This is a genomic window from Streptomyces sp. NPDC046915 (genome assembly GCF_040644935.1).
GTDB lineage: Bacteria > Actinomycetota > Actinomycetes > Streptomycetales > Streptomycetaceae > Streptomyces.
Genome location: NZ_JBEYXB010000006.1, coordinates 413122 through 437212 on the forward strand (window position 1 = coordinate 413122; position 24091 = coordinate 437212).

The window sequence follows — 24091 nt, forward strand, 5'->3', positions numbered from 1 at the left end:
GGTACACTGGCGTATCGATTGACGTAGGACACACTGGATACGGGTTGCGGAAACCGCCGTGCAGGAGCCGCACAGGAGTCGTACGGGAGTGACCGCGTTACATGGGTGACCGCGCTACGAGTGAGGAGAAGAGCACATGACGTCGCAGGCCGCGGACGGACCGGAGACGGTCGCCGCCTCGCGCCGTTCCAAGATCACGGCCGAGCGTGAGCGGGAGTTCTTCGACGCCGTGCTCGAGCAGATCCGCGAGTGCGGCTACGACTCGGTCACCATGGAAGGGGTCGCCGCCAGCACGCGGTGCAGCAAGTCCACGCTCTACCGGCAGTGGAAGACCAAGCCCCAGTTCGTGGCGGCGGCGCTGCGTGCCAACCGGGAGGTGCGCTTCGCCGGCATCGACAGCGGATCGCTCGCCGAGGACCTGCGCCGGGCCGCGTGGGCGGCGGGGGACTGGTCGGGCAAGGACACCCGGCTGCTTCAGGCCCTCGGGCACGCGATCACGCAGGACCCCGAACTCCAGCAGGCGCTGCGCGAGACGCTCGTCGACCCCGAGATCGCCGCGCTCCAGGAGATCCTCCGGCGCGGTGTCGAACGGGGCGAGGTGCGGGCCGATCACCCGGCGCTGGAGTACGTGCCCGCGATGATGTTCGGCGTGCTGCGCGTGCGGCCCGTGCTGAGCGGCCAGTACGCCGACTCCGACTACCTGCTGCGGTTCGTGGAGGCCGCCGTGCTGCCCGCACTCGGGCTGACCTGAGACCCAGGCCGCCGTCCACGGGATGACTGGACGGTGACCTGCCTGCGCCGCACCGTGGGGACGGGGGCGGCGCACACCACCGGCCGGGTGGGGTTCCTCTGGAGCGGAGGGGCGCCCCACCCGGCCGACTCATGTGCCGGGGCGGACCGCCGGGTCAGACGTTCTGCCCGTTGCCGCCACCCGACGACACCTTGATGTTCTTGGTGATGTCGTCGATGACCGACTCCTTCTGCCCGACGTCGACGCCGAAGCGCACCACGACCATCTGCTGCGGGTTCGCGGGCGAGGGGAAGGCGAGCGACTCGACGTAGCCGTCGGCGCCCTTGCTGGTGACCGCCTGCCAGCGGACCAGGTAGCCCTTCTGTCCGGCCACGGTGACCGCCTTGGAGGCCAGCACCTTGTGGGAGGTGATGCTGCCGTAGGTGGCGCCGCCGTACGAGTCCTTGGCATTGGCCGCGATGTCCGACTTGGCGACCTCCTCGGCCGTGTCGCCCGTGGCGTGGAGGGCCAGCGCCGGCGCCGAGTAGGCGCCGCCCGGGGTGCAGGTCTTGGAGGTGTCGCCCGGGCACTTGTAGGAGCCGCCGGAGGTCACCTGCACGCCCGCGGGGAGCGTCTCCCCGGTCCAGCCGTCCGGTACCCGCATGCTGATGCCGTTGACCGCGTCGCTGATCGTGCCGCCGCCCTTGACCTTGGGCGCCCCGGACTCGCCGGGCGAGGGCGACTGGCCGCCCGGCCCGCCTCCCGAGCCTCCGTCGCCCGAGCCCCCGCCCGAGCCGCCGAACGGCCCGCCCTGGCCCTCGGAGCCGCCCTGCCCGCCGGGACCACCGTCCTGGCCGCCCTGCCCGCCGGAGCCCTGCTGCGACCCGGCGCGGTCGCCGTCGCCGCCTCCGCCGTTGCCGGAGAGGGCGTACACACCGACCCCGATGCTCGCGAGGACCGCGGCCGCCACCGCGACGGCTATGCCGGTGCGCAGACCGCGCCGGGGAGCGGCCGGCGGATGGGCGGGATATACGGGATAAGCCGGATACGCCCCAGCGGCCGGCGTCTGCGCCGGGGGACCCCATACGGCGGCCGACCCGGCGGGACGGGTCTGTTCCGTCCATGCCTTGCCGTCCCACCAGCGCTCGGTGGCGGGACCGTCACTTGTCTGCCCGGGATCGGGGTACCACCCGGGAGGAGTCACCTGCGTCATGCCCCCACCGTATGAGGCGTCGGTGAAAGACGGATGAGAGGCCCCTGCATCCGCGGGCCCGGACCGGATCTCGGACCGGATCTCGGACCGGATCACGGGTCGGATCTCGGCCAGACCTCGGGCCGGTCCCAGGGCCGTCCGGCGGCGCCGCGGACGGCGATCGCGGGACGGCCGGCGTGGGCGTCGTCCCGAAACGGGTCCTCTTTGCGGCCTGTTGACCGCCCGTCGGCTTCACAGGCGCTGGTCGGGCCCGGTGGACGTCGCCCCGCCGCACCGTCGTTCACTCGTCACGGCAACAGCCGCGCGGACCGGCCTCCAACCGGCCGACAGGACGGCTACGCTCGAGGTCGGTACGTCGTTCGGGCGACTTGGGGAGGTAACGGGATGACGGAGGCACGGCCCCCTGTGGCCGCCTCGGCTTCCCTGTGGGAGCGCGACGCGGAGATCGCCACCGTCACGCGGGCGCTCGACGTCCTGTGCGCGGACCGCTCGTCCTCCGGGAACCTGCTGGTTCTCCGGGGCGAGGCGGGCCTCGGCAAGACGGCGCTGCTGGCGGAGATCCGCCGGATCGCCGAACGCCGCGGCTGCACCGTGTGGTCCACCCGCGGCGGCGAGACGCTGAGGTCCGTCCCCTTCAACGTGGTACGGCAGCTGCTCCAGCCCGCGCTGGTCTCCCTGCTGCCCGAGGAGGCCCGCGAATACCTCGGCGACTGGTACGACATCGCCGGCCCCGCCCTCGGCATAGCGGAACCCGGCGAGGGCCACGCCGACCCACAGGGCGTGTGCGACGGACTCGTCGCCGCCGTCCGCAGGCTCGCCAAACGCTGCTGGCCCCTCGTGCTGCTGATCGACGACGCGCACTGGGCCGACCAGGAGACCCTGCGCTGGCTCGCCGCGTTCGCCGAACGCCTCGACGACCTGTCCGTACTGGTCGTCGTCGCCCGCAGGCCCGGCGAGGTCAGCGGCGCCGGAGCCCACCATCTCGACGCGGTGGCCGCCGCCGCGGGCGCCCCCGTCAACAACCTCAGCGCCCTCACCCCCGAAGCCACCGCCGGCCTCACCCGCGCCACCCTCGGGCGGCACGCCGACGCCCCGTTCTGCCGCGAGGTGTGGGCCGTCACCGGCGGAAACCCGTACGAGACCGTCGAACTCCTCGCCAAGGTGCAGGACAGCGAGTTCGAACCGGTCGAGACCCACGCCGGTGAACTGCGCGCCCTGAACCGCTCCGCCCGCGGCGGCGGACTCGTCGCCCGCCTGGAGGGCCTCGGCATCGACGCGATGAAGTTCGCCTGGGCGGCGGCCATCCTCGGCACCGGCATCACCGTCGACCTGGTCGCCCAGCTCGCCACCATGCGTGAGGACGACGCCCGGCGCTGCGCCGAACAGCTGGTGGGCGCCCGCATCCTCACCGAACCCGATCCCGCCGCCGCCCGCGTCGAGAACGGCGACCTGGAGTTCGTCCACCCGCTCATCGCCACCGCCGTCTACAACTCCATACCGCCCGCGATGCGCACCGCCATGCACGGCATCGCCGCCCAGGTCGTCACCGAATCCGGCCGCGGTGCCGCCGCGGCCTCCCGGCACCTCCTGGAAGTGCACCCGGACGAGGACGAGGAACTCGTCGAACAGCTGCGCGAGGCCGCCGGTGAACACCTCGCCGTCGGCGCACCCGACGCGGCCCGCCGCTGCCTGGAACGCGCCCTGGTCGAGCCGCCCCTGCCCGAGGTCCACGCGCACGTACTGTACGAACTGGGCTGCGCCACCCTGCTGACCGCGCCCGCGACCACCATCGACCACCTCCAGACCGCCCTGGCCATGCCCGGCCTCGTGGGCGACAAGCGCATCGACGCCATCGTCCGCCTCTCCCAGGCCCTGCTCCACAACGACCAGCTGGAGGAAGCCGTCCGCACCGTCGAGGCGGAGGCCGCCCGGCAGGAGGCCGGGCCCGCCAAACTGCGGTTGCAGGCCGTGCACTTCATGTGGGAGGGCATCCACGCCGGAGAGGCGACCACACCCGGCCGCTCCGAGAGCCTCGCCGAACTCGCCCGCACCTGCACCGGCCGCGACAACTCCGAGCGTGCCCTGCTGATCCTGCGCGGCTTCGACGCCCTGACCCACGGCGAGAACGCCGAGGAGGTCGCCGAACTGTGCGACCGGGCCCTCGTCAACGGCCGCCTCGCCCCCGGACTCGGCTGGACCGACACCGAGTGGGGCATCGAACTGCTGCTGATGCTGGCCAACGCGTACGCCTACACCGACCGCCTCGACCGCGCCGAAGCCCTCTACACGGAAGCCCTGCGCGCCTACGAGACCGCCGGCTGGAGCGGCGGCCACCTCGCCCTGGCCCACGCCTACGTCGGCCTGGGGCACCGCAGGAGGGGTCGGCTCCGGGAGGCGGAGGCATCCCTGCGGGAGTCGCTCCGCCTCGCCGAACGCGTCGGCCGCGGCCTGCCCCTGTACTGGTCGGCCACGTGCAACCTGGTCGACACGCTGCTCGCCCGCGGGCACGCCGAGGAGGCCTGGGAGATCGCCGAACAGTACGGGTTCGCGCCGCCGTACCCGTCCACCATCGTGCTGCCCGACCCGCGCTCCGTACGCGGCCGGCTACTGCTCGCCGCCGGCCGCACGAAGGAAGGCATCAACGAACTGGAGGCCGCGGAGAAGGCGGCAGCCGCGCGCGGCCACCACAACCCGGTGATGGTCCCGTGGGCCGTCGACCTCGCCCGGGCCCTCGCCACCGAGGACCCGGCCCGCGCAGCCCGGCTCGCCACCGACGCCCGCCGGCAGGCCGAACGGTTCGGCACGGACACCGCCATCGGCGAGGCCCTGCGCTGCGCCGCCGCCCTGGAGACCGGCCAGCGCGCCGTCCGCCTCGCCGCCCAGGCCGTCGCCTACCTGGAAGCCTCACCCTGCCAGTACGAACACGCCGCCGCCCGCGTCGAGTACGGCATCGCCGCCCGCTCGGTCGCCGAGCTCAACCGGGGCCTGGCGCTGGCGCGGTCGTGCGGGGCGGACGGGCTGGTCCTGCGGGCGCGGGAGGTGTTGGAGACGGGGCGCGGGCTGCGGTAGATCGCATACAAGTTTTGTATGCACCTGTTGTATGCACCTTTTGCATACAGGCGTCAGCCGACGCCGTCCCCCGCCTCCCCTTCCGTCTCCGATTCCGTCTCCGTCTCCGTTCTCTCCTCCGCCAGCACCCGCTGAGCCGTCGCGAACGCCGAGTTGGCCGCGGGCACCCCGCAGTACACCGCCGTCTGGAGCAGCACCGCACCGATCTCGTCCGGTGTGAGCCCGTTGCGCCGCGCCGCCCGCACATGCATCGCGAGTTCCTCGTAGTGGCCGTGCGCGACCAGCGCCGTCAGCGTGATCATGCTGCGTTCGCGGCGGGAGAGCGTCGGGTCGGTCCAGATCTCGCCCCAGGCGTAGCGCGAGATGAAGTCCTGGAAGCGCGCGGTGAACGGGGTCTGCCGAGCCTGCGCCCGGTCCACGTGGGAGTCGCCGAGCACCTCGCGCCGTACCGTCATGCCGCGACCGGCGGTCCCGTCGAGGTGGGTGCGCAGGGCGGTCAGTACGGCGTCGGGGCACTGGGCGGGCGCCAGGTGGGAGGCGCCGGGGAGTTCGACCAGGGCGGCGCCGGGCACGGCGTCCGCGATCTCCCGCAGGTGGGCGGGCGGGGTCGCCGGGTCCTGCCGGCCCGCGACGAGCAGGGTCGGTACGGCGATGCCGGCGAGCCGGTCGCGCAGATCGAAGGCGGCCAGGGCGTCGCAGCAGGCGGCGTATCCCTCCGGGTCGGCGTTCCGGTGGTCGCTGACCAGCCGCGGCACCGTGAACCCGGGTGTGAACCAGCGGGCGTCGGCGTTCTCGGCCAGCCACTCCAGGCCTTCCCGGCGGACCCGTTCGGCCCGCTCCCGCCACGGCTGTTCGCCGCCGAAGTGGGCCGAGGAGCAGATGACGGCGAGGGACGACAGCCGTTCGGGGTGGTGCACGGCGAGATGCAGGCCCACCGCGCCGCCGAGGGACACTCCGGCGTACGCGAACCGGTCGATGCCGAGGGAGTCGGCGAGCGCGAGCACGAGTCCGGCGAGGTCGCCGACGGTGGCGCCCGGTCCGATCAGGTCCGCCGCCGAACCGCCGTGCCCGGGCAGGTCCCAGCGGATCACCCGGTGGGTGACCGACAGTTCCGGGGCGACGGCGTCCCACAGGGCGTACGAGGTGCCGAGCGAGGGGCCGAGCAGCAGCGGGGAAGCGGAAACAGGGCCCTCGGCACGGTAGTTGAGCAGTGCACTTGTCAACGTCGCTCCAGGGCACGGTCGGTGAGTGGTCCGGCGGAGCCGGTGTAGCGGACGGGGTCGGTGAGCTCGTCGAGGTCGACATCGACGTCCTTCAACTCCTGCTCCTCGGCAAGCAGTTCGCGAAGATCACGGTTCTCGCTGTGCGCCCGGCGGGCGAGCTCGGTGAGCAGTTCCTTCGCGCGGGCCCGGCCGAGGAGGGGGGCCAGTTCGGCGGAGAGCCGTTCGGAGACGATCAACCCGTGGGTGAGGCCGAGGTGGTCACGCATGGTGTCCGGGTGGACCCGCAGCCCCCCGGCCAGTTCGGCGAGGTCCTGGGTGGCGCCGCCCACCATCCGCAGCAGGTCCCGCAGCGGCTCCCATTCGGCGTGCCACGCCCCGGCCGGCCGCTCGTCCTCGGCCGCCAGTGATCCGTACAGGGTGGCCGCGAGCTGTGGCGCCCGCTGGGCGACGGCCGCGAGGAGTGTCGCCCGGACCGGGTTCGCCTTGTGGGGCATGGCCGAGGAGCCGCCGCCGGTGCCCTCGGTGACCTCGCCGATCTCGGTGCGGGACAGGGTGAGCACGTCCGCCGCGATCTTGCCCAGTGCCCCGGCGGTGAAGGCCAGGCATCCGGCGAGGTCGGCGATCGGCGTGCGCAGGGTGTGCCAGGGCAGCAGGGGCTCGCGCAGGCCGAGTTCCCTCGCGTAGGCGGCGGGCAGGGCGACGGCGTCGTGGGCGCCGTAGGCCGTGAAGGCCGCCAACGTTCCTGCGGCGCCGCCGAGTTGGACCGGCAGTGAGTCCCGTACCGCCGTCGTACGGTCCCGGGCGTCCAGCACCAGCGACCGCCACCCGGCGGCCTTCAGCCCGAAGGTCGTCGGTACGGCGTGCTGGGTCAGCGTCCGGCCCGGCATCGGGGTGTCGCGGTGCTCCGCGGCCAGCGCGGCCAGCGCCTGTTCCGCGCGCGCCAGGTCGGCGAGGACCAGGTCCAGGGTGCGGGCGGCCACCAGCATCGTCGCGGTGTCCATGATGTCCTGGCTGGTCGCGCCCCGGTGGACGTACGGCCCGTACTCCTCGCCGACCACCTTGGTCAGTTCCTCGACCAGGGGGATGACCGGGTTCCCCCCGGCGCGGGTGCGTGCCGCCAGTGTCCGTATGCCGAAGTTGGCCAGGTCGGCGGCCTCGGTCACCACGGCCGCGGCCTGCGCCGGGGCGAGTCCCAGGGCGGCCTGGGCCCGGGTCAGGGCGGCCTCCGCGTCGAGCATCGCGAGCAGATACGCGTGGTCGCTGGTGGCGTTGGCCGCGGCGGCGCCGGCCCACTCGGGGGCGAGCAGGCCGGTGTCGGCGTAGGGAGCTGTCACCGGAACTCCAGGAAGACCGTTTCGCCTTCGCCTTGAAGGCGGATGTCGAAACGGTACGTGCCGTGCCCCTCGTCCGCGGCGATCAACGTGCCGCGGCGCTCCGCGTCCAGTCCGGCGAGCAGCGGGTCGGCGGCGAGGGCCGCCTCGTCGCCGGGGAGGTAGATCCGGGTGAACAGGTGCATGAGCAGGCCGCGGGCGAACACGCACACGCTCAGGTACGGGGCGCTGTGCCCGCGTGCGCCCGGCCGCAGCGTGCGCGCGTACCAGTGGCCGTCGGCGTCCGTCTGGACGCGTCCCCAGCCGGTGAACTCCACGCCGTTGCGGCCCAGGAAGCCGCCGCTCGCCGGGTCGCGCCGCATGGAGCCGTCGGTGGTCGGGACGCGGCCGTCCGGGTCCGGGCCCCACAGTTCCACGAACGCGTCCGGCAGCGGATCGCCCTCGCCGTCGTACACGTACCCCTGGACGGTGAGGGCGTCCGGGTGGCCGAGCGGGGCGATGTCGCCGCCGCCGGGGAAGGGCAGCGCGTATCCGTAGAAGGGGCCGACCGTGTGCGAGGGGGTGGGCAGGACGGTCTCCGGCCGGCTGGGGTCGATCTTCGTCATGGCGGTCAGCGTCCTTCTTCGATCCAGGTGGCGTTCGGGCCGTCCAGCACGATGTCCCAGTGGTAGCCGAGGGAGAACTCCGGTACGGACAGGCCGTGGTCGTAGGTGGCGACCAGCCGCTGCCGGGCCGCGTCGTCGGTGACGGACTGAAGGATCGGGTCGTAGGGGAAGAGCGGGTCGTTCGGGAAGTACATCTGCGTCACCAGTCGCTGGGTGAACGCCGTGCCGAAGACCGAGAAGTGGATGTGGGCCGGGCGCCAGGCGCCCACGTGGTTGCGCCAGGGGTAGGGGCCGGGCTGGATGGTGGTGAAGCGGTAGAGGCCGTCGGTGTCGGTGAGGGTGCGGCCGACGCCGGTGAAGTGGGGGTCGAGCGGGGCGTCGTGCTGTTCGCGCCGGTGGGCGTAGCGGCCGGCCGAGTTGGCCTGCCAGATCTCGATCAGCTGGCCGCGCACCGGACGGCCCTCGCGGTCGAGGAGGCGGCCGGATACGGTGATGCGCTCACCGATCGGCTCGCCGGTGTGCTGCCGGGTGAGGTCGTTGTCGATCTCGGTGATGTCGCGTTCGCCGAAGGCGGGGGAGTGCAGCTCCACCAGCTCCGGGTCCTTGGCCACGTCGATGGTGACCGGCGGCTGCACTGGGTGGCGCAGCACCGAGGAGCGGTACGGGGTGTAGTCGCGGCGCGGGTGGTGCTCGACGGGGGCGCCGTCGGCGACCCGCTTCTCGTACGCGGCGTGCTCGGCCGCGATCTCCTGGTCGATGTCGTGCTGGGTGAGGGACATGGCGGGTGTTCCTAGCGTTCGAGGACGAGGGCGAGGCCCTGGCCCACGCCGATGCAGAGGGTGGCGACGCCGGTGCCGGAGCCGCGTCGGGCGAGCTGGTGGGCGACGGTGCCGGCGAGCCGGGCGCCGGAGGCGCCGAGCGGGTGGCCGAGCGCGATCGCTCCGCCCTGCGGGTTGAGGACCGCCGGGTCGAACTCGGGCCATTCGGCGAGGCAGCCGAGGACCTGCGCGGCGAACGCCTCGTTGAGTTCCAGCACCGACAGGTCGTCGAATCCCCTGCCCGCCTTGGCGAGGGCCCGGTTCACGGCCTCGACGGGGGCGAGCCCGAAGTAGTGCGGGTCCCTCGCCGAGACGCCGGTGGCGGTGATCCTCGCGAGGGGCTCGCGGCCGGTGGCCCTCAGGCCCTCCTCGTCGGTGAGGAGCAGCGCTGCGGCGCCGTCGTTGAGCGGTGAGGCGTTGCCCGCGGTGACGGTGCCCGCCTCCGGGCGGAAGGACGGCTTGAGCCTGGCCATCGCGGCGAGGGAGGCGTCCGGGCGTACGCATTCGTCGGCGTCGAAGACGACCGGGTCGCCCTTGCGCCGCGGGACCGGCACCGGGGCGAGTTCGGCGGCGAAGAGGCCTTCGGCCTGGGCGCGGGCGGCCTTGCGATGGCTGTGCAGTGCGAACTCGTCCTGCTGCTCGCGGCTGATCTTGTGCTTGTCGGCGATGAGTTCGGCCGACTCGCCCAGCGGGATCGTCCACTGGGGGTCCATCCGCGGGTTGACCATGCGCCAGCCGAGCGTGGTCGAGTACAGCTCGGCGTGCCCGGCCGGGTAGGGGCGGTCGGACTTCGGCAGCACGTACGGTGCCCGGGTCATCGACTCCACACCGCCCGCCACGGCGACGGAGGCGTCGCCGACGGCGATCGCGCGGGACGCCTGGACGACCGCCTCCAGACCGGACGCGCACAGCCGGTTGACGGTGACGCCGGGCACGGTGGTGGGCAGTCCGGCCAGCAGGGCGGCCATACGGGCGACGTTGCGGTTCTCCTCGCCCGCCCCGTTGGCGTTGCCGAGGTAGACGTCCTCGATCCGTGCCGGGTCCAGTTCGGGTGTGCGGGCGAGGAGTTCGCGGACGGCGTGGGCGGCCAGGTCGTCCGGGCGGACGCTCGCCAGGCCGCCGTTGTAGCGGCCGACGGGGGTGCGGACGGCGTCGACGACGTACACGTCCCTCATGACGGGACCTCCTCCGGTACGCGCACCCCGGCGGCGGTCTTCGCGGTGATCTCCTCGGTGGTCACGCCGGGCGCGCACTCCACGAGCAGCAGGCCGTCCTCGGTCACGTCGAGGACGCCGAGGTCGGTGATGATCCGGTCGACGCACGCCCGGCCCGTCAGTGGCAGCGTGCACTCCTTGAGGATCTTCGGGGAGCCGTCCTTGGCGGTGTGTGTCATGACGACCACGACCGTACGGGCGCCGTGCACGAGGTCCATGGCCCCGCCGATGCCGGTGACCAGCTTGCCCGGGACGGCCCAGTTGGCGAGGTCGCCCGTGGCGGAGACCTGCATGGCGCCGAGTACGGCGACGTCGATGTGGCCGCCGCGGATCATCGAGAAGGACAGCGCCGAGTCGAAGAAGGACGCGCCGGGCAGGACCGTGACGGTCTCCTTGCCCGCGTTGATGAGGTCGGGGTCGACGGCGTCCTCGGTGGGGTAGGGGCCGGTGCCCAGGATGCCGTTCTCCGACTCCAGGATCACCTCCACGCCCTCGGGGAGGTGGTTGGGGATCAGGGTGGGCAGGCCGATGCCGAGGTTGACGTACTGGCCGTCCCGTAGTTCGCGGGCCGCGCGGGCGGCCATCTGCTCACGTGTCCAGGCCATCAGGAACTCACCGTCCGCCGCTCGATCCGCTTGTCCGCCGCCTGCTCCGGGGTCAGGGCGACCACCCGCCGCACGAAGATGCCCGGCAGGTGCACCGCGTCCGGGTCGATCTCCCCGGGTTCCACGAGTTCCTCGACCTCGGCGATCGTCACCCGGCCGGCCATCGCCGCCAGGGGGTTGAAGTTGCGGGTGGACTTGTTGAACACCAGGTTCCCGTGCCGGTCGCCCTTCGCCGCCCGCACCAGTGCGAAGTCGGTGCGGATGCCCCGCTCCAGGACGTACTCCACGCCGTCGAACTCCCGCACCTCCTTCGGTGGGGAGGCGAGCGCGACGCCGCCCGAGCCGTCGTAGCGCCAGGGCAGCCCGCCGTCGGCGACCTGCGTGCCCACCCCGGCCGGGGTGTAGAAGGCGGGGATCCCCGCGCCGCCGGCCCGCAGCCGCTCGGCCAGCGTGCCCTGCGGGATCAGCTCCACCTCCAGCTCCCCGGCCAGATACTGGCGGGCGAACTCCTTGTTGGCGCCGATGTAGGAACCCGTCACCCGGGCGATCCGCCCGGCCGCCAGCAGCACCGCCAGACCCGACTCCATGGCCCCGCAGTTGTTCGACACCACGCCCAGGCCCGTCGTGCCCCGCTCGTACAGCGCCTGGATCAGCACGTTCGGCACACCGCTCAGCCCGAAGCCGCCGACCGCCAACGACGCGCCGTCCGGCACATCGGCCACCGCCTCCAGGGCCGTGGCGACCACCTTGTCCATCCGTGAAGCCCCATCTCTGCGAATCCGCGAGACTGTGAATTAATCAGCGCACTGAGTATTTGAATGAGGTAGCGCCCACGCTGCCACTGGAGCATCGCAGCGTCAATACCTGTGGTGGAAGGAGAAACGGACCCAGGCAGGGGAGTGGGGAGGCGGGTATCGTTCAGTGCACCAACGAAGACGACCTCGGGAGCGCACATGGCCGCGGTGGACCTCACCACCCACCCCGGGCACCTGGCCCGGCGGCTCCAGCAGGCCCACTACCTGCTGTGGAACACGATGGTCTCGGAGGAGATCACCTCGCCGCAGTTCGCTGTCCTGAACGCGCTCGTCGCCGAACCGGGCCTCGACCAGCGCACCGTCGGGGAGCGCGTGGGCCTCGACCGGTCGACGATCGCCGAGGTCATCAGCCGGCTCTCCCGCCGGGGACTGCTGGACAAGGTGCGCGATCCGCAGGACGGCCGCCGCTTCCTGCTGGGCCTGACCGACGACGGTCTGCGTACCCACCGCAAGCTGACCGTGCGCACGGCCCGGATGAACCAGGTCTTCCTCGCGCCGCTCTCCGCCGACGAGCAGCGGCAGTTCTTCGACCTGATCCGCCGGGTCTCGGACGCGGCGGAGGGCCTGCGCAACCCGGCGGAACCCCTCGTCACGCAGCCCTGAGCGCAACCGCCGAGCCCCCCACCCCGGTCAGCCGGTCACGGTTCGGGCCCGCCCTCAGGGGTACCCGGGCGCCACCCCAGAAGCGAACGCGCAACGGCGACAGGCGCGCACACGCGTCGGAGGGAGCGCGACACGATGAAGGCAGTGACCTGGCAGGGCAAGCGGGACGTACGGGTGGAGGACGTGCCCGATCCCCGGATCGAGGAGCCGACCGACGCCGTCATCCGCCTGACGTCGACCGGGCTGTGCGGCTCCGATCTGCACCTGTACGAGGTGCTCACCCCGTTCATGGCCCCGGGCGACATCCTCGGCCACGAGCCGATGGGCATCGTGGAGGAGGTCGGCCCGCAGGTGCCCGACCTGCGGCCGGGCGACCGGGTGGTGGTGCCGTTCCAGATCTCCTGCGGGCACTGTTTCATGTGCTCGGACGGACTCCAGACCCAGTGCGAGACCACCCAGGTCACCAGCGAGGGCATGGGCGCCGCACTGTTCGGCTACACCCGGCTGTACGGCGCGGTGCCCGGCGCGCAGGCCGAGTACCTGCGGGTCCCGCACGCCGACTACGGCCCGATCAAGGTGCCCCAGGGCCCGCCCGACGACCGGTTCGTCTACCTGTCCGACGTGTTGCCGACCGCCTGGCAGGCGGTCGAGTACGCCGGCATCCCACGCGGCGGCAGCGTCGCCGTGCTCGGTCTCGGGCCCATCGGTGACATGGCGTGCCGCATCGCCCGCGCCCGCGGCGCCGGGCGCGTGTTCGGCGTGGACCTGGTCCCGGAGCGGCTGGCCCGGGCCCGCCGACGAGGCGTGCAGACGTTCGACCTGCGCGGTTTCGACGGCGAGAAGGAACTGATCGAGGCGATCCGCGACGAGACCGAGGGACGCGGCCCCGACGCCGTGATCGACGCGGTCGGCACCGAGGCGCACGGCAGCGCGGCCGCCCGGCTGGTCCAGCAGGCCGCCGCGGTGATGCCCCGGAAGCTGGGCGGCCCCCTCGCGGAACGCTTCAGCGTGGACCGGCTCGCCGCCCTCCACACCGCCATCGAGCTGGTGCGCCGCGGCGGCACGCTCTCCCTCATCGGCGTGTACGGCGGCACGGCGGACCCGATGCCGATGCTCACCCTCTTCGACAAGCAGATCCAGATGCGGATGGGCCAGGCCAATGTGCGCCGCTGGAGCGGCGACATCCTGCCCTACCTCACCGACGAGGACCCGCTCGGCGTCGACGACTTCGCGACGCACCGGGTGCCGCTGTCCGAGGCGCCGCACGCGTACGACATGTTCCAGCGCAAGCAGGAGGGCGCGGTCAAGATCCTGTTCCAGCCCTGACCAGCCCTGACCCGCCGGGCCCCGCGCGTCACCGCGTCTACGGCCCGAGGATCTCGCCGAGGTCGTAGCGCACCGGCTCCTCCAGCTGCGCGTAGGTGCAGCTCTCCGGGGTCCGGTCGGGCCGCCAGCGGCGGAAGCGGGCCGTGTGCCGGAAGCGGGCGCCGTTCTCCATGTGGTCGTAGGCCACCTCGACGACCCGCTCCGGCCTCAGCGGCACCCAGGACAGGTCCTTCTTGCCCGACCAGCGGCTGGGCGCCCCGGGCAGCCGGGCCGTCTCGTGGGCCGCCTCCTCGGACCAGGCCGCCCACGGATGCCCGGCCACGTCGTCCATGCGCAGCGGTTCGAGCTCCTCGACCAGTTCGGCGCGCTTCCTCATGGGGAAGGCGGCGGACACGCCGACGTGCTGGAGCCGGCCCCGGTCGTCGTACAGGCCGAGCAGCAGCGAGCCGACCACGGGGCCGCTCTTGTGGAAGCGGTAGCCGGCCACCACGACATCCGCGGTGCGCTCGTGCTTGACCTTGAACATCACCCGCTCGTCGGGCCGGTAGCGCAGGGTGAGCGGCTTGGCGATCACCCCGTCGAGGCCGGCCCCCTCGTACTGCTCGAACCACTGCCGCGCCACCTCGATGTCCGTCGTCGCCGGCGCCAGGTGCACCGGCGCGGTCACCCCCGACAGCGCCCGCACGAGCAGTGCCCGCCGGTCGGTCAGGGGCACGTCCACCAGCGACTCGTCGTCCAGCGCCAGCAGGTCGAACGCCACGAAGGAGGCCGGGGTCCGCTCGGCGAGCATCCGGACCCGGGAGTCCGCCGGGTGGATCCGCTCGGTCAGCGCGTCGAAGTCGAGCCGCCCCTCGCGGGCGATGACGATCTCGCCGTCCAGCACACATCGCTCGGGCACCCGTTCCCTGACGGCCGCCACCAGCTCCGGGAAGTACCTGGTGAGCGGCTTGCCCGTACGGCTGCCGAGCTCGACCTCGTCCCCGTCGCGGAACACGATCGCCCGGAACCCGTCCCACTTCGCCTCGTACTGCATGTCCGGGGGGATGTTCGCCACCGACTTGGCGAGCATCGGCTTCACGGGCGGCATCACCGGCAGATCCATGCTCCGATTCTGCTCGCACCCGCCGTGTGCCGCCCGGTGTGCGGGGTGTGCGGGGTGCGCCTACCGTGGCCGCATGGGTGCTGCGGTGGAGCTGGAGGTGGGTGGGCGGACCGTGCGGCTGTCCAGCCCGGACAAGGTGTTCTTCCCGGAGCGCGGCTTCACCAAGCTCGACCTCGCCCGGTACTACATGGCGGTCGGCCCCGGCATCCTGCGCGCCCTGCGCGACCGTCCCACCACCCTGGAGCGTCATCCGGACGGGCTGAACGGCGAGTGGTTCTACCAGAAGCGCGCGCCCAAGGGCATGCCCGACTGGATCCCGACCGCCCACATCACCTTTCCCAGCGGCCGCAGCGCCGACGAGATGTGCCCCACCGAGGCGGCCGCCGTGGTGTGGGCCGCCCAGTACGGGACGCTCACCTTCCACCCCTGGCCGGTACGCCGCGCCGACGTCGACAGTCCCGACGAACTCCGTATCGACCTCGACCCGCAGCCCGGCACCGACTACGCGGACGCCGTCCGCGCCGCCCACGAACTGCGTGCCGTCCTCGACGAGTACGGCGGCCTGCGCGGCTGGCCCAAGACCTCCGGCGGGCGCGGCCTGCACGTCTTCGTGCCCATCGAGCCGCGCTGGACCTTCACCCAGGTACGGCGCGCGGCGATCGCCGTCGGCCGGGAGATGGAACGCCGGATGCCCGACCACGTCACCATCAAGTGGTGGAAGGAGGAACGGGGCCGCCGTATCTTCCTGGACTACAACCAGACGGCCAGGGACCGCACCATCGCCTCCGCGTACTCCGTGCGGCCCCGCCCGCACGCCCCGGTCTCGGCGCCCCTGCGCTGGGAGGAGGTGGGTGCCGCGCACCCCCGGGACTTCGACCTCGCGACCATGCCCGGCCGGTTCGCCGAACTCGGTGATGTCCACGCGGACATGGACGAGCACGCCTACTCCCTCGACGCCCTGCTCGAACTCGCCCGCCGCGACGAGCACGACCACGGGCTGGGCGACCTGCCCTACCCGCCCGAGTACCCGAAGATGCCCGGCGAGCCCAAACGGGTGCAGCCGAGCCGGGCGCGGCGCGAGGAGGCGCCCTAAAGTCTGTCGTCCTGAGCGTCGCGCTGCTCGCCGCACGCGTCCAGGACGCGGCGGCAGTCCTCGAGCAGGGTCACGTCGGCCAGGACGTGGTAGCGCATGTTGCCCGGGCTGCCGGTGTTGTTGTGGCGGCGCGGTGCGGCCAGCTCCGCGCGGATCAGCGGCAGCGCGGGAGCGGCGGCCGGGCCCAGTTCGGCGAGGCACGCGGCGGTCTCCGGGCGCGTGCGGGGAGCCGCCGTCCACTGGTCCAGCAGGACCGGCAGTGACTCGTCCGCCTCGCCGGTCACCCGCCACAGCGCGACCGCCGCCCGCGCGGGTTCCGTACCGGCCGCGATCAGCTCACGCAGCCGGGGTGCCAGCGACGCCCCGGACGGGCCGAGCGCCCCGGCCAGCCGCAGTCCGGTGTCCCGCCGCAGCCAGTGCCCGCTCGTCAACGCGTCGCCGGTGACCGTCAGCGCCGCTTCGGCGGCCCCGGCGTCCCCGGCCACCGCCCACAGCGCCTCGGCGACGTAGATCCGGTCCTCGTCGGGCACCGTGCCGCCCGACCACAACTCCCGTATCCGCGGGGTGGCTTCGCTGCCCCGGCGGCCGTACGCGGTGAGTGCTTCCAGCACGTCGCGGCGTGTGTGGCGGTCGTCCGTGCCGCTCAGGATCTCCGCGAGCAGCGGCACCGACTCACGGTGGGCGAGCGCGCCCAGACCTCTGACGAGACGGCTCCAGGCGTCGCCGCGCGCCCGGTGGTCGAGCGCGGCCAGCCTGTCGTGCAGCACCGGGCCCAGCGGGGCCGCCGCTTCGGGGCCGAGCGCTTCGATCCAACCCGCCAGGTTCGCGGGCACCTCGATGCTCTTCAGGACCGAGGTGAGCGCGGGCACGACCCGCTCGTCCCCTTGGAGCGTCAGCACCTCGAACGCCATGCCGACCGCTGTCTCCCGCCAGGCCGTCCCGGTCTCGGGCTCCCGGTCCTCCCAGCTCTCGATGTACGCCACCAGGCCCTCGGCCACGCGGTGCGAGACGGGTGCGAGGTACCGGAGTTCGGCGAGGACCGACTTGTGCAGCCGCAGGTCGTCCTCGGCGAGCAGCATGGCCAGCGACAGCACCGGTTCGTCGTCCGGGGCCCGCCACCCCGTCAGCAGCTGCCCGGCCATGCCGACGGCCTGGGCCCGCTGCACCGGGTCGGGGCTGCGCAACTGCGCGACGAGCAGCGGGAAGCGCACGTCGACGCGGTCGCACAGCTGCCGGTGCAGCTCGGTGAGGAGTTCGTCGGTCTCGTCGACGCCGAGGCTCCGGCGGTGCTCGGCGTGCAGCTCGCGCACGTGCGAGATCAGCGTGTCCGTACGCGGTCGCTCCGGTTCCGCCGGCGGCGGCCCCAGCTCCTTGGCGGCGCGGGCCAGGCGCATCACCTCCAGGGCGATCTCCGGGGTGTCGTCCGGCAGCAGGCCGGGGGCGCAGCGCGCCAGCTGGATCAGCGCCGTCAGCCGCAGCTCGGGATCGGGCGTGCCGGAGACGACGTCACGCAGGGCGTGGCCCGGCCCGGTACCGAGGACGCCCGTGTGCTCGACGGCCAGCGTGCCCAGGGCACGGACCAGGGACCGGGCGGCCGCGGGGTCGGGCTCGCCGGGCAGCCTCTCGCGCAGGGCGTCGAACACCCGTACAGGATCGGAGTGCAGCTGCGCCAGCGCGCCGGGCACCGCGGCCCGCACCCCCGGGTCCGGGTCGTCCAGCAGGTCCAGGAAGACACCGGCGCGGTCCCGCACCATGGCGTGGGCCTCGCGGTGGTGGCGGAGCCATTCCTCGTGCTCGTCGTAGTCGTCGTACGCGTCGTCGTACTCGCCGTCCTCGGACGCGTCCGTGCCGAAGGCGTCCTCCGGGGCGGCGTCCTCCTCCTCGTCGGGCCGTCCCGCGATGCTGCGCAGCAGTCCGACGACGGCGCCCCGGTCGGCCACCGCACGGGTCGTGACCAGTTCGAACAGGAACGGTATGCACGCCAGCGTGCTGTCGTAGACGTCACCCTGGTGGTGCACCGCGCCGTACATCCCGTCCAGCGCGATCTCGCGCCGTGCCGGGTCGTCCGACGCCAGTCCCCACAGCAGGTCGGGCACATCCGTCGCCGAGTCCGTGTACGCATGGCCCAGCGACGCCCAGTCGACCTCGTCGATCCCCGTGAACACCCTGTCCGCCCCCTCGCCCGTGGCGCGCGGTCCGCCACTGGTCACAGCATGCCGCAGGCCACTGACAACGGCCCCGACGGCGGATCAGGAGGGAGCCGTTCAGGCGAGGTCCGGAGCCGCGAGGTCCAGGACCGTCCACTCCTGGACCGGCTCCGCCTGGACATAGAGGCGGGCGCCCCGGCTGACCACCCGGCGACGCCCGAGCGCGGCACCGTCGGGGCGGGCCAGACGGCCCTCCGCGACCACCTCGACCGCAGTGTCCGTGAGGCGGCAGTCGGCGATCCGGTCCCGTTCGTCGCCGTACCCGCCGAAGAACACCACCCGGTCGCCGTGCACCGCGAGGCCCCGCGCGCCCGCCACCGGGTTGTGCCGGACCCGGACCACCCGGTCGCCGCGGATCTCCAGGAGCGGGAAGTCGGTGTACGGACAGGCCCAGGCGGCGCGTTCCGCCACGTTCAGGGCGTAGCAGTCGATGATCTCCCTCGCTCCGGGCACCGGCCCGTACCGCCACTGCGGTTCACCGGTGCTGCTCCAGCGGCGCAGGCCCGGGTGGCTCAACTCGTCGTTCCCGCACACGCCTTCGTCGAAGTGCGCGACCCACAGATCGCCCGTCTCGTCGGCCAGCAGATGCTCGACGGCGTCGCCCACCGCGAACGACCACGACGGCCGCCCCAGCGCGTCGAAGACCTGCACCTGTTCCTCGCGGGCCCGCCTGCGCGCGTCGGCGACGACGAAGCCGCCGTCCGGCAGCGCGTCGAGCAGGGGGAAGCGCGGCCGCAGGGCGCTCAGGTGCGTCTCGTGCCCGCGGCCGTCCTCGACGGTGACGACCACGGCGTCGTACGGGTCCGCGCGCGGGCGGCCGTGCCGCTCCTCGGCGATGGCGATCAGCCAGTGGGCGCGGCCGAAGGCGTCGACGGTGCTGTGCAGGACGTCCCGGTGCCGGTACGCGTGCGGGAGCCGGGCGTACGGGGTGAGGCGGTCAGGCGTCATGGGCCCTTCTCGTCGTCATGACGGCGATCATCAGCCGGGCGGCGCCGCGTGCGCAACCGCATTTCACGGCGACGAGAGCGCTCTCACCGGGGCTCGCGGCCCGGCTATCCTGATCCGCACACCCCGGTGAGGAGCCCCGAAGTGACCGAGACAGCGCCGCGTCCCACGCTGGAGGCCGTGGCCGCGCGGGCCGGGGTGTCACGGGCCACCGTGTCACGGGTCGTCAACGGCGGCGACGGAGTCCGCGAGCCCCTCGTCCGGCGGGTGCGGCGGGCGGTCGAGGAGCTCGGTTACGTCCCCAACCAGGCGGCGCGCAGTCTGGTGACGAGACGGCACGACGCGGTCGCCGTCGTCATCGCCGAGCCGGAGACCCGGGTCTTCGCCGACCCCTTCTTCGGACTGCAACTGCGCGGCATCAGCAAGGAACTGACGGCGCACGACAACCAACTGGTGCTGCTGCTCACGGAGGGCAGGGACGACCACGCGCGCGTGGCCCGCTATCTCGCCGGCGGACATGTCGACGGCGCGCTCGTCTTCTCGCTGCACCTCGACGACCCGCTGCCCGGTCTGATCCAGGGCGCCGGTGTGCCCACGGTGTTCGGCGGGCGGCCGGGGTGGAGCGACGGCACGCGCAGCGCGGTGTACGTCGACAGCGACAACCGGGACGGCGCCCGCACCGCCGTCCGGCACCTCCTGGGGCTCGGCCGCGGGCGGATCGCGCACATCACCGGCGCCCTCGACCAGACCTCGGCGGTGGACCGGCTCGACGGCTACCGGGACGTCATGGGCGATGCCGACCCCGGGCTGATCGTGGAGAGCGACTTCACCGCGGCCGGCGGCGAGCGGGCGATGCGGGAACTCCTCGACCGCCGCCCGGACGTGGACGCCGTCTTCGCCGCCAACGACCTCGCCGCCTCCGGTGCCCTGCGGGTGCTGCGCGAGCGGGGGCTGCGGGTGCCCGAGGACGTCGCGGTGATCGGCTTCGACGACATGCTGCCGGTCGCCGAACACACCGACCCGCCGCTGACCACGGTCCGTCAGGACATCGAGGAGATGGGCCGCTTGATGGCCCGTCTCCTGCTGCGCGGCCCGGAGCCCCGGCACCACGGTGATCCGGCCGCGGACGGCGCGCCGACCGGTGTGGTCCTGCCGACGACACTGGTGCGACGCGCCTCCGCGTAGCCGGACGAGCGGCGCCTCAGCCCTGCGGCGGCGTGCTCTTGATGACCGCGAAGCGGGCGCCGTACGGGTCGGCGAGCTTGGCGATCCGGCCGGCGCCCTCCATGTCCGTCGCGGGCGACCGGACCGTGCCGCCGAGCTCCTGCGCCCTGGCGACGACGGCGTCGGCGTCCTCGACCTCGAAGTACGGCAGCCAGTGCGGCCCGCCCTCCGCCTCCGCGGCGGCACCGGCCAGCGGGACGACGCCGCCGAACATGGTGTCCTCGCCGGCGCCGGCGGGATTGACGCAGGTGTAGGTGCCGCCCGGGAAGGACACGGCCGAGGTCTCCAGGCCCAGCACCTGCTGGTAGAACGCGGCGGCCGCCGCCTCGTCCGGCGTGTACAGCTCGACCCAGGACAGCGAACCCGGTTCGCCGGCCAGGTCCACGCCCTTGATCTGCCCGGGCTGCCAGACGCCGAACGGCACGCCCGCCTTGTCGGCGAGGACCGCCATGTGCCCCTGTCCCATCACGTCCATCGGCTGGAACAGGACCGTGCCGTGCGCCTGCTCGACGGCCTTGGCGGTGGCCTGTGCGTCGGAGCTCTGGAAGTACACGGTCCAGGACGGCGGGCCCTGCTCGGGTGTGGTCTGCATACCGCCGGCGACCGTTTTGCCGTCCAGCTGGAAGAAGCCGTAGCCACCGGCCTCGGGCCCCGCCGACTGGAACCGCCAGCCGAAGAGACCGCCGTAGAAGGAGACGGCGCCGTCGATGTCGGGGCTGCCGACATCGATCCAGTTGGGGGCACCGTCGACGAAACGGGTGGTGAGCATGTTCGCCCTCCTCAGAAGGGTCCCGTTGTCTGCACTGCCGAGTCTGGCACCGCCCACTGACAATCGCTGCCGGAACACTCACGCCCGCCGGAACGACCCCGGCGCTCACCCTGGGTGACGTCCCTTGTTCTCCCGGTCTTCATCCCGTTCCGCGCGCCGCCGTGCGCCGGCGTCCGCCCGGGGAGCATGATCGGAGCGGCCGGAGGTCCTGGCGCGCTCGTTGAGCCGGCGTTGATCGAACGTTTTTCGGCCTCCGGAACGATCCTGGCCATGCACATCGAAACGATCACCCCGGCCGACACCGCCTGGCAGGCGCAGGCGCTGTGCGCACAGACCGGGGCGGAGTTCTTCTTTCCGGAACCGGGCAGTTCGGTCCGCGAGGCGAAGCGCATCTGCGGCATGTGCGAGATGCGCACCGCGTGCCTGGACTACGCCCTCAGCAACGACGAGCGCTTCGGCGTGTGGGGCGGCCTGTCGGAGAAGGAGCGGCTGGAACTCAGGCGTACCTCCTCCTGATCCGCGGGCACGGGCCGGGGGTTAGGATCCGGGGTGCGTCGCGGGGCCCTGTAGAGCAGAGGCAGACTCGCCGCCTTCTCAGGGCGGATACGCCGGTTCGAATCCGGCCGGGGCCGCGGCACGGCGGACACGGGGCGGGGCGCATGGACGAGGCGGTCACCGAGAGGGTCACCGCGGCGGTGACCGAGGCGGAACTGGCGGTCTTCCACGAGGTCGTGGGCAAGCTGCGGGCGCTGCCCGCCGACGACCCGGTACGGCTGAGGGCCGAGCAGGTCGCCGCGTCCTTCGCCCGGGACGGGCGGCTCAGGCGGCGCAAGGCGCGCGGTGCCGCGGCGTCGGCGGCCGACGCCGCGGTGATGGCCGCGACCGCCACCGGCGCCCTCGGCCGGCGCGAGGACGCCCCGCTGGCCGAGCCCGGCGCCTCAGGCGTCTTCCGCAAGCCGCGCACCTGCTACGTCTGCAAGTCGCCCTATCGACAGGTCGACTCCTTCTATCACCGCCTCTGTCCGCGCTGCGCCGCCGACAACACCGCCCGTCGCGCCCTGAGCACCGACCTGGGCGGGCGCCGGGTGCTCCTCACCGGCGGCCGGGTGAAGATCGGCTTCCAGCTGGCGCTGATGATGCTCCGTGACGGCGCCGAGGTCCTGGTCACCTCGCGCTTCCCGCATGACACGGTGCGCCGCTTCCGGGCCGAGCCGGGCAGCGGGAAGTGGCTGGACCGGCTGACCGTGCTCGCCGTCGACCTGCGCGACCCACGACAGGTGCTGGGGCTGTGCGAGGAACTGCGGCGGGAGGGCAGGCCGCTGGACATCCTCGTCAACAACGCGGCCCAGACCGTGCGACGGCCGCCGGAGTCCTACGCGCTGCTCGCGGCGGGGGAGTACGACGCGCTGCCCGGGGGCGCCCGGCAGGCGCCCGGCTTCACCCCGATGCGGATGCTCGCGGGCACGGCCGCCGCCCTGCCGGCGGTGCTGCGGGAGGCCGACGAGGCGGGCCTGCTGCCCGACGCGTCCCCGGAGAACTCCTGGTCGGCCCGGCTCGGCGGACTCGACCCGGCCGAGGTCCTGGAGACCCAGCTGGTCAACGCGCTCGCCCCGGCCCTGCTGTGCGACCGGCTGCTGCCGCTGCTGCTCGCCTCGCCGTATCCGCGCCGCTACGTGGTCAACGTGACCGCGGTCGAGGGCCGGTTCGAGGTCCGCAACAAGATGGCGGGCCACCCCCACACCAACATGGCCAAGGCCGCCCTCAACATGCTCACCCGCACCAGCGCCGCCGAACTCGCCGGGCGGGGCGTGCACATGTGCGCCGTCGACACCGGCTGGATCACCGACGAGAACCCGGCCCCGAAGAAGGCCCGCATGGCGGGTGCCGGCTTCCGCACCCCGCTGGACATCGTGGACGGCGCCGCACGGGTGTACGACCCGATCGTGCGCGGCGAGGCGGGCGACCCGGTGTCCGGGGTGTTCCTGAAGGACTACCAGGAGGCGGCGTGGTGAGCGGGAGACCCGGCAGGGTGGAACCCGGGTTCGCGGGTGTGCCGCCCGTCGTACCGCGCCCGCCCGTCGACCTCGCCCCGCTGCTGGCGTGGTTGCGGGCCGGGCGCCCGGCGGGCGAGCGTCTCGACTTCGCGGCCGGTACGGCGTTGCCGGACGGGCGGCTCGACCTGTGCAAGCAGGGTGTCGGCGCGGAGGGGGCCGCGCTGATCGCCGACGCGCTGGCCCACGGACCGTCGCCGGTGCGGCACCTGCTCCTCGGCACCGACGGGCTCGGTGACGACGGCGCCGCCGCCGTGGCCGGAACCGGCGCTCAGGTCGAGACGCTGTACCTCGGCTGCAACGGCATCACCGCGGGCGGCGCCTGCCGGATCGCCGACCAGCTGCGCGCCTCGCCGCAGGTGGTCACCGGCGTGTGGCTCAAACGGAATCCGCTGGGCAGCGGCGGCGGCCGGGCGGCGGCCGGACTCGTCGAGTCGGCGCGGGCGTTGCGCACCCTCGACCTCGTGCAGACCGGACTCGACCCGGCGGGCGCCGGTGTCCTCGCCGACGCACTGCTGTCCGCCGCGGCCGGCGGACGCCGGATCGAGCGGCTCTTCGTCGGCGGCAACCCCCTCGGTGAGGAGGGCGCGCGGGCCCTGGCCGCCGTCGTCGCCCAGGGAGCGGTCGACGAACTGTACGTGTCAGCCGCCCGGTTGGGGGACGCGGGCGCGCTGCGGCTCGCCGAGGCCCTGGACGCGGCGCCGTACGGGCGGCTCACCCGTCTGTCGGTGGCCGGCAACGGTATCGGACCGGTCGCCGCCGCCCGCCTGGTGACGGCGGCGACCGGGGCCGGCGTCACCCTGCTCGACCTGGGCCGGGTCAGGGCGGCCGCCGTGCTCGGCGCGGCGGACAACCGGCTCGACCTGGCCGCCGCCGACACCGTCGCCCGCACTCTCGCGGAACGCGAGCACCGGCTGGCCCACCTCGTCCTCACCCACACCGGCCTGCGCAGCCGCGAGGCGCACCGCCTCCTCGACACCGCGCCCGCCGCCGTCACGGCAACCCGCTTCCGCCTCGGCAGCGGCATCGCGAGCAGCATCAAACGCCGCCTCGACGCCCTCAGCGCCCACATCCCCGCGCCCGCCGTCCCGGCCGACGTGGCGGCCGTACGCAGCGTGCACCGCACCGCGCCACCGCCCGCGCACTGA

At 73.4% G+C, this 24091-nt stretch carries 21 protein-coding genes and 1 tRNA gene; 10 read left to right on the forward strand and 12 right to left on the reverse strand.

Annotation, left to right across the window (positions count from 1 at the left end; all coding sequences use genetic code 11):
- Positions 1-136 precede the first annotated feature (136 nt).
- Entirely contained in the window at positions 137-751 is a 615-nt protein-coding gene (locus ABZ915_RS18635) for a TetR/AcrR family transcriptional regulator (protein ID WP_361803624.1), read from the forward strand.
- Between the two features lie 154 nt (positions 752-905).
- Here the strand turns inward: ABZ915_RS18635 and ABZ915_RS18640 are convergent, their stop codons facing one another.
- Positions 906-1943: a DUF2510 domain-containing protein gene (locus tag ABZ915_RS18640; RefSeq protein WP_361803627.1), complete on the reverse strand. Its 1038-nt coding sequence runs from the start codon at positions 1941-1943 to the stop codon at positions 906-908.
- Positions 1944-2327: 384 nt separating this feature from the next.
- On the opposite strand from ABZ915_RS18640, the gene ABZ915_RS18645 reads away from it, so the two are divergent.
- Positions 2328-5012, forward strand: a complete 2685-nt coding sequence (locus tag ABZ915_RS18645; protein WP_361803630.1) for an AAA family ATPase — start codon at positions 2328-2330, stop codon at positions 5010-5012.
- A 53-nt stretch (positions 5013-5065) separates the two neighbouring features.
- On the opposite strand, the gene pcaD is transcribed toward ABZ915_RS18645, so the two are convergent.
- Genes pcaD through ABZ915_RS18680 form a run of 7 tightly spaced genes read right to left on the reverse strand, consistent with a single transcriptional unit; the run spans position 5066 to position 11563 of the window.
- Positions 5066-6235 (reverse strand): 3-oxoadipate enol-lactonase, encoded by a 1170-nt coding sequence (pcaD, locus tag ABZ915_RS18650; RefSeq protein WP_361803633.1) that lies wholly within the window; start codon positions 6233-6235, stop codon positions 5066-5068.
- Complete coding sequence (gene pcaB / locus ABZ915_RS18655; RefSeq protein WP_361803636.1) at positions 6232-7569, reverse strand: 3-carboxy-cis,cis-muconate cycloisomerase; 1338 nt, start codon at positions 7567-7569, stop codon at positions 6232-6234. The genes pcaD and pcaB overlap by 4 nt, the downstream gene beginning before the upstream one ends.
- On the reverse strand, positions 7566-8171 hold the full coding sequence (pcaG, locus tag ABZ915_RS18660) for a protocatechuate 3,4-dioxygenase subunit alpha (protein WP_361803639.1): 606 nt from the start codon (positions 8169-8171) through the stop codon (positions 7566-7568). Before pcaG ends, pcaB begins: the two co-directional genes overlap by 4 nt.
- A gap of 5 nt (positions 8172-8176) precedes the next feature.
- Entirely contained in the window at positions 8177-8950 is a 774-nt protein-coding gene (gene pcaH, locus ABZ915_RS18665; RefSeq protein WP_361803642.1) for a protocatechuate 3,4-dioxygenase subunit beta, read from the reverse strand.
- 11 nt (positions 8951-8961) lie between these two features.
- A complete protein-coding gene (locus tag ABZ915_RS18670; protein WP_361803645.1) occupies positions 8962-10164 on the reverse strand; it encodes a thiolase family protein in 1203 nt (400 codons plus the stop codon).
- Positions 10161-10808, reverse strand: a complete 648-nt coding sequence (locus ABZ915_RS18675) for a CoA transferase subunit B (RefSeq protein WP_361803648.1) — start codon at positions 10806-10808, stop codon at positions 10161-10163. The genes ABZ915_RS18670 and ABZ915_RS18675 overlap by 4 nt, the downstream gene beginning before the upstream one ends.
- Positions 10808-11563 (reverse strand): CoA transferase subunit A, encoded by a 756-nt coding sequence (locus tag ABZ915_RS18680; protein WP_361803651.1) that lies wholly within the window; start codon positions 11561-11563, stop codon positions 10808-10810. Before ABZ915_RS18680 ends, ABZ915_RS18675 begins: the two co-directional genes overlap by 1 nt.
- 198 nt (positions 11564-11761) lie before the next feature.
- Here ABZ915_RS18680 and ABZ915_RS18685 point away from each other — a divergent pair, with 198 nt between their 5' ends.
- The gene (locus tag ABZ915_RS18685; RefSeq protein ID WP_361803654.1) at positions 11762-12226 is read left to right on the forward strand and encodes a MarR family transcriptional regulator; all 465 of its coding nucleotides are present in this window, start codon (positions 11762-11764) and stop codon (positions 12224-12226) included.
- Positions 12227-12361: 135 nt separating this feature from the next.
- Positions 12362-13552: a zinc-dependent alcohol dehydrogenase gene (locus tag ABZ915_RS18690; RefSeq protein WP_361803657.1), complete on the forward strand. Its 1191-nt coding sequence runs from the start codon at positions 12362-12364 to the stop codon at positions 13550-13552.
- 37 nt (positions 13553-13589) lie between these two features.
- Here ABZ915_RS18690 and ABZ915_RS18695 read toward each other — a convergent pair whose 3' ends face one another.
- A complete protein-coding gene (locus ABZ915_RS18695) occupies positions 13590-14654 on the reverse strand; it encodes an ATP-dependent DNA ligase (RefSeq protein WP_361803660.1) in 1065 nt (354 codons plus the stop codon).
- Between the two features lie 73 nt (positions 14655-14727).
- On the opposite strand from ABZ915_RS18695, the gene ligD reads away from it, so the two are divergent.
- Positions 14728-15747: a non-homologous end-joining DNA ligase gene (gene ligD, locus ABZ915_RS18700; protein ID WP_361803663.1), complete on the forward strand. Its 1020-nt coding sequence runs from the start codon at positions 14728-14730 to the stop codon at positions 15745-15747.
- Here ligD and ABZ915_RS18705 read toward each other — a convergent pair.
- Together ABZ915_RS18705 and ABZ915_RS18710 are read right to left on the reverse strand one after the other, a co-directional pair.
- The gene (locus ABZ915_RS18705) at positions 15744-17912 is read right to left on the reverse strand and encodes a HEAT repeat domain-containing protein (RefSeq protein ID WP_361803666.1); all 2169 of its coding nucleotides are present in this window, start codon (positions 17910-17912) and stop codon (positions 15744-15746) included. The two genes, ligD and ABZ915_RS18705, sit on opposite strands and share 4 nt — an antisense overlap.
- Before the next feature lie 99 nt (positions 17913-18011).
- Entirely contained in the window at positions 18012-18902 is an 891-nt protein-coding gene (locus ABZ915_RS18710; RefSeq protein WP_361803669.1) for a hypothetical protein, read from the reverse strand.
- Between the two features lie 141 nt (positions 18903-19043).
- Here ABZ915_RS18710 and ABZ915_RS18715 point away from each other — a divergent pair, with 141 nt between their 5' ends.
- Positions 19044-20084 (forward strand): LacI family DNA-binding transcriptional regulator, encoded by a 1041-nt coding sequence (locus ABZ915_RS18715; protein WP_361803672.1) that lies wholly within the window; start codon positions 19044-19046, stop codon positions 20082-20084.
- 16 nt (positions 20085-20100) lie between these two features.
- Here ABZ915_RS18715 and ABZ915_RS18720 read toward each other — a convergent pair whose 3' ends face one another.
- A complete protein-coding gene (locus ABZ915_RS18720; RefSeq protein ID WP_361803675.1) occupies positions 20101-20892 on the reverse strand; it encodes a VOC family protein in 792 nt (263 codons plus the stop codon).
- A gap of 270 nt (positions 20893-21162) precedes the next feature.
- On the opposite strand from ABZ915_RS18720, the gene ABZ915_RS18725 reads away from it, so the two are divergent.
- The 4 genes from ABZ915_RS18725 to ABZ915_RS18740 all read left to right on the forward strand — a co-directional run bounded on the left by ABZ915_RS18725 (position 21163) and on the right by ABZ915_RS18740 (position 24091).
- Positions 21163-21408: a WhiB family transcriptional regulator gene (locus ABZ915_RS18725; RefSeq protein ID WP_361803678.1), complete on the forward strand. Its 246-nt coding sequence runs from the start codon at positions 21163-21165 to the stop codon at positions 21406-21408.
- Positions 21409-21452: 44 nt separating this feature from the next.
- Positions 21453-21524: transfer RNA gene (locus ABZ915_RS18730), tRNA-Glu, on the forward strand.
- Positions 21525-21551: 27 nt separating this feature from the next.
- On the forward strand, positions 21552-22904 hold the full coding sequence (locus ABZ915_RS18735; protein ID WP_361803680.1) for an SDR family oxidoreductase: 1353 nt from the start codon (positions 21552-21554) through the stop codon (positions 22902-22904).
- Positions 22901-24091: a ribonuclease inhibitor gene (locus ABZ915_RS18740; RefSeq protein WP_361803683.1), complete on the forward strand. Its 1191-nt coding sequence runs from the start codon at positions 22901-22903 to the stop codon at positions 24089-24091. Before ABZ915_RS18735 ends, ABZ915_RS18740 begins: the two co-directional genes overlap by 4 nt.

Coding starts and splice junctions, on each gene's coding strand:
- ABZ915_RS18710 (WP_361803669.1), bottom strand. CDS start 18,902: ATGACGCCTGACCGCCTCACCCCGTACGCCCGGCTCCCGCACGCGTAC.
- ABZ915_RS18675 (WP_361803648.1), bottom strand. CDS start 10,808: ATGGCCTGGACACGTGAGCAGATGGCCGCCCGCGCGGCCCGCGAACTA.
- ABZ915_RS18690 (WP_361803657.1), top strand. CDS start 12,362: ATGAAGGCAGTGACCTGGCAGGGCAAGCGGGACGTACGGGTGGAGGAC.
- ABZ915_RS18640 (WP_361803627.1), bottom strand. CDS start 1,943: ATGACGCAGGTGACTCCTCCCGGGTGGTACCCCGATCCCGGGCAGACA.
- ligD (WP_361803663.1), top strand. CDS start 14,728: ATGGGTGCTGCGGTGGAGCTGGAGGTGGGTGGGCGGACCGTGCGGCTG.
- pcaG (WP_361803639.1), bottom strand. CDS start 8,171: ATGACGAAGATCGACCCCAGCCGGCCGGAGACCGTCCTGCCCACCCCC.
- pcaH (WP_361803642.1), bottom strand. CDS start 8,950: ATGTCCCTCACCCAGCACGACATCGACCAGGAGATCGCGGCCGAGCAC.
- ABZ915_RS18695 (WP_361803660.1), bottom strand. CDS start 14,654: ATGGATCTGCCGGTGATGCCGCCCGTGAAGCCGATGCTCGCCAAGTCG.
- ABZ915_RS18720 (WP_361803675.1), bottom strand. CDS start 20,892: ATGCTCACCACCCGTTTCGTCGACGGTGCCCCCAACTGGATCGATGTC.
- ABZ915_RS18635 (WP_361803624.1), top strand. CDS start 137: ATGACGTCGCAGGCCGCGGACGGACCGGAGACGGTCGCCGCCTCGCGC.
- ABZ915_RS18680 (WP_361803651.1), bottom strand. CDS start 11,563: ATGGACAAGGTGGTCGCCACGGCCCTGGAGGCGGTGGCCGATGTGCCG.
- ABZ915_RS18735 (WP_361803680.1), top strand. CDS start 21,552: ATGGACGAGGCGGTCACCGAGAGGGTCACCGCGGCGGTGACCGAGGCG.
- ABZ915_RS18645 (WP_361803630.1), top strand. CDS start 2,328: ATGACGGAGGCACGGCCCCCTGTGGCCGCCTCGGCTTCCCTGTGGGAG.
- ABZ915_RS18725 (WP_361803678.1), top strand. CDS start 21,163: ATGCACATCGAAACGATCACCCCGGCCGACACCGCCTGGCAGGCGCAG.
- ABZ915_RS18670 (WP_361803645.1), bottom strand. CDS start 10,164: ATGAGGGACGTGTACGTCGTCGACGCCGTCCGCACCCCCGTCGGCCGC.
- ABZ915_RS18685 (WP_361803654.1), top strand. CDS start 11,762: ATGGCCGCGGTGGACCTCACCACCCACCCCGGGCACCTGGCCCGGCGG.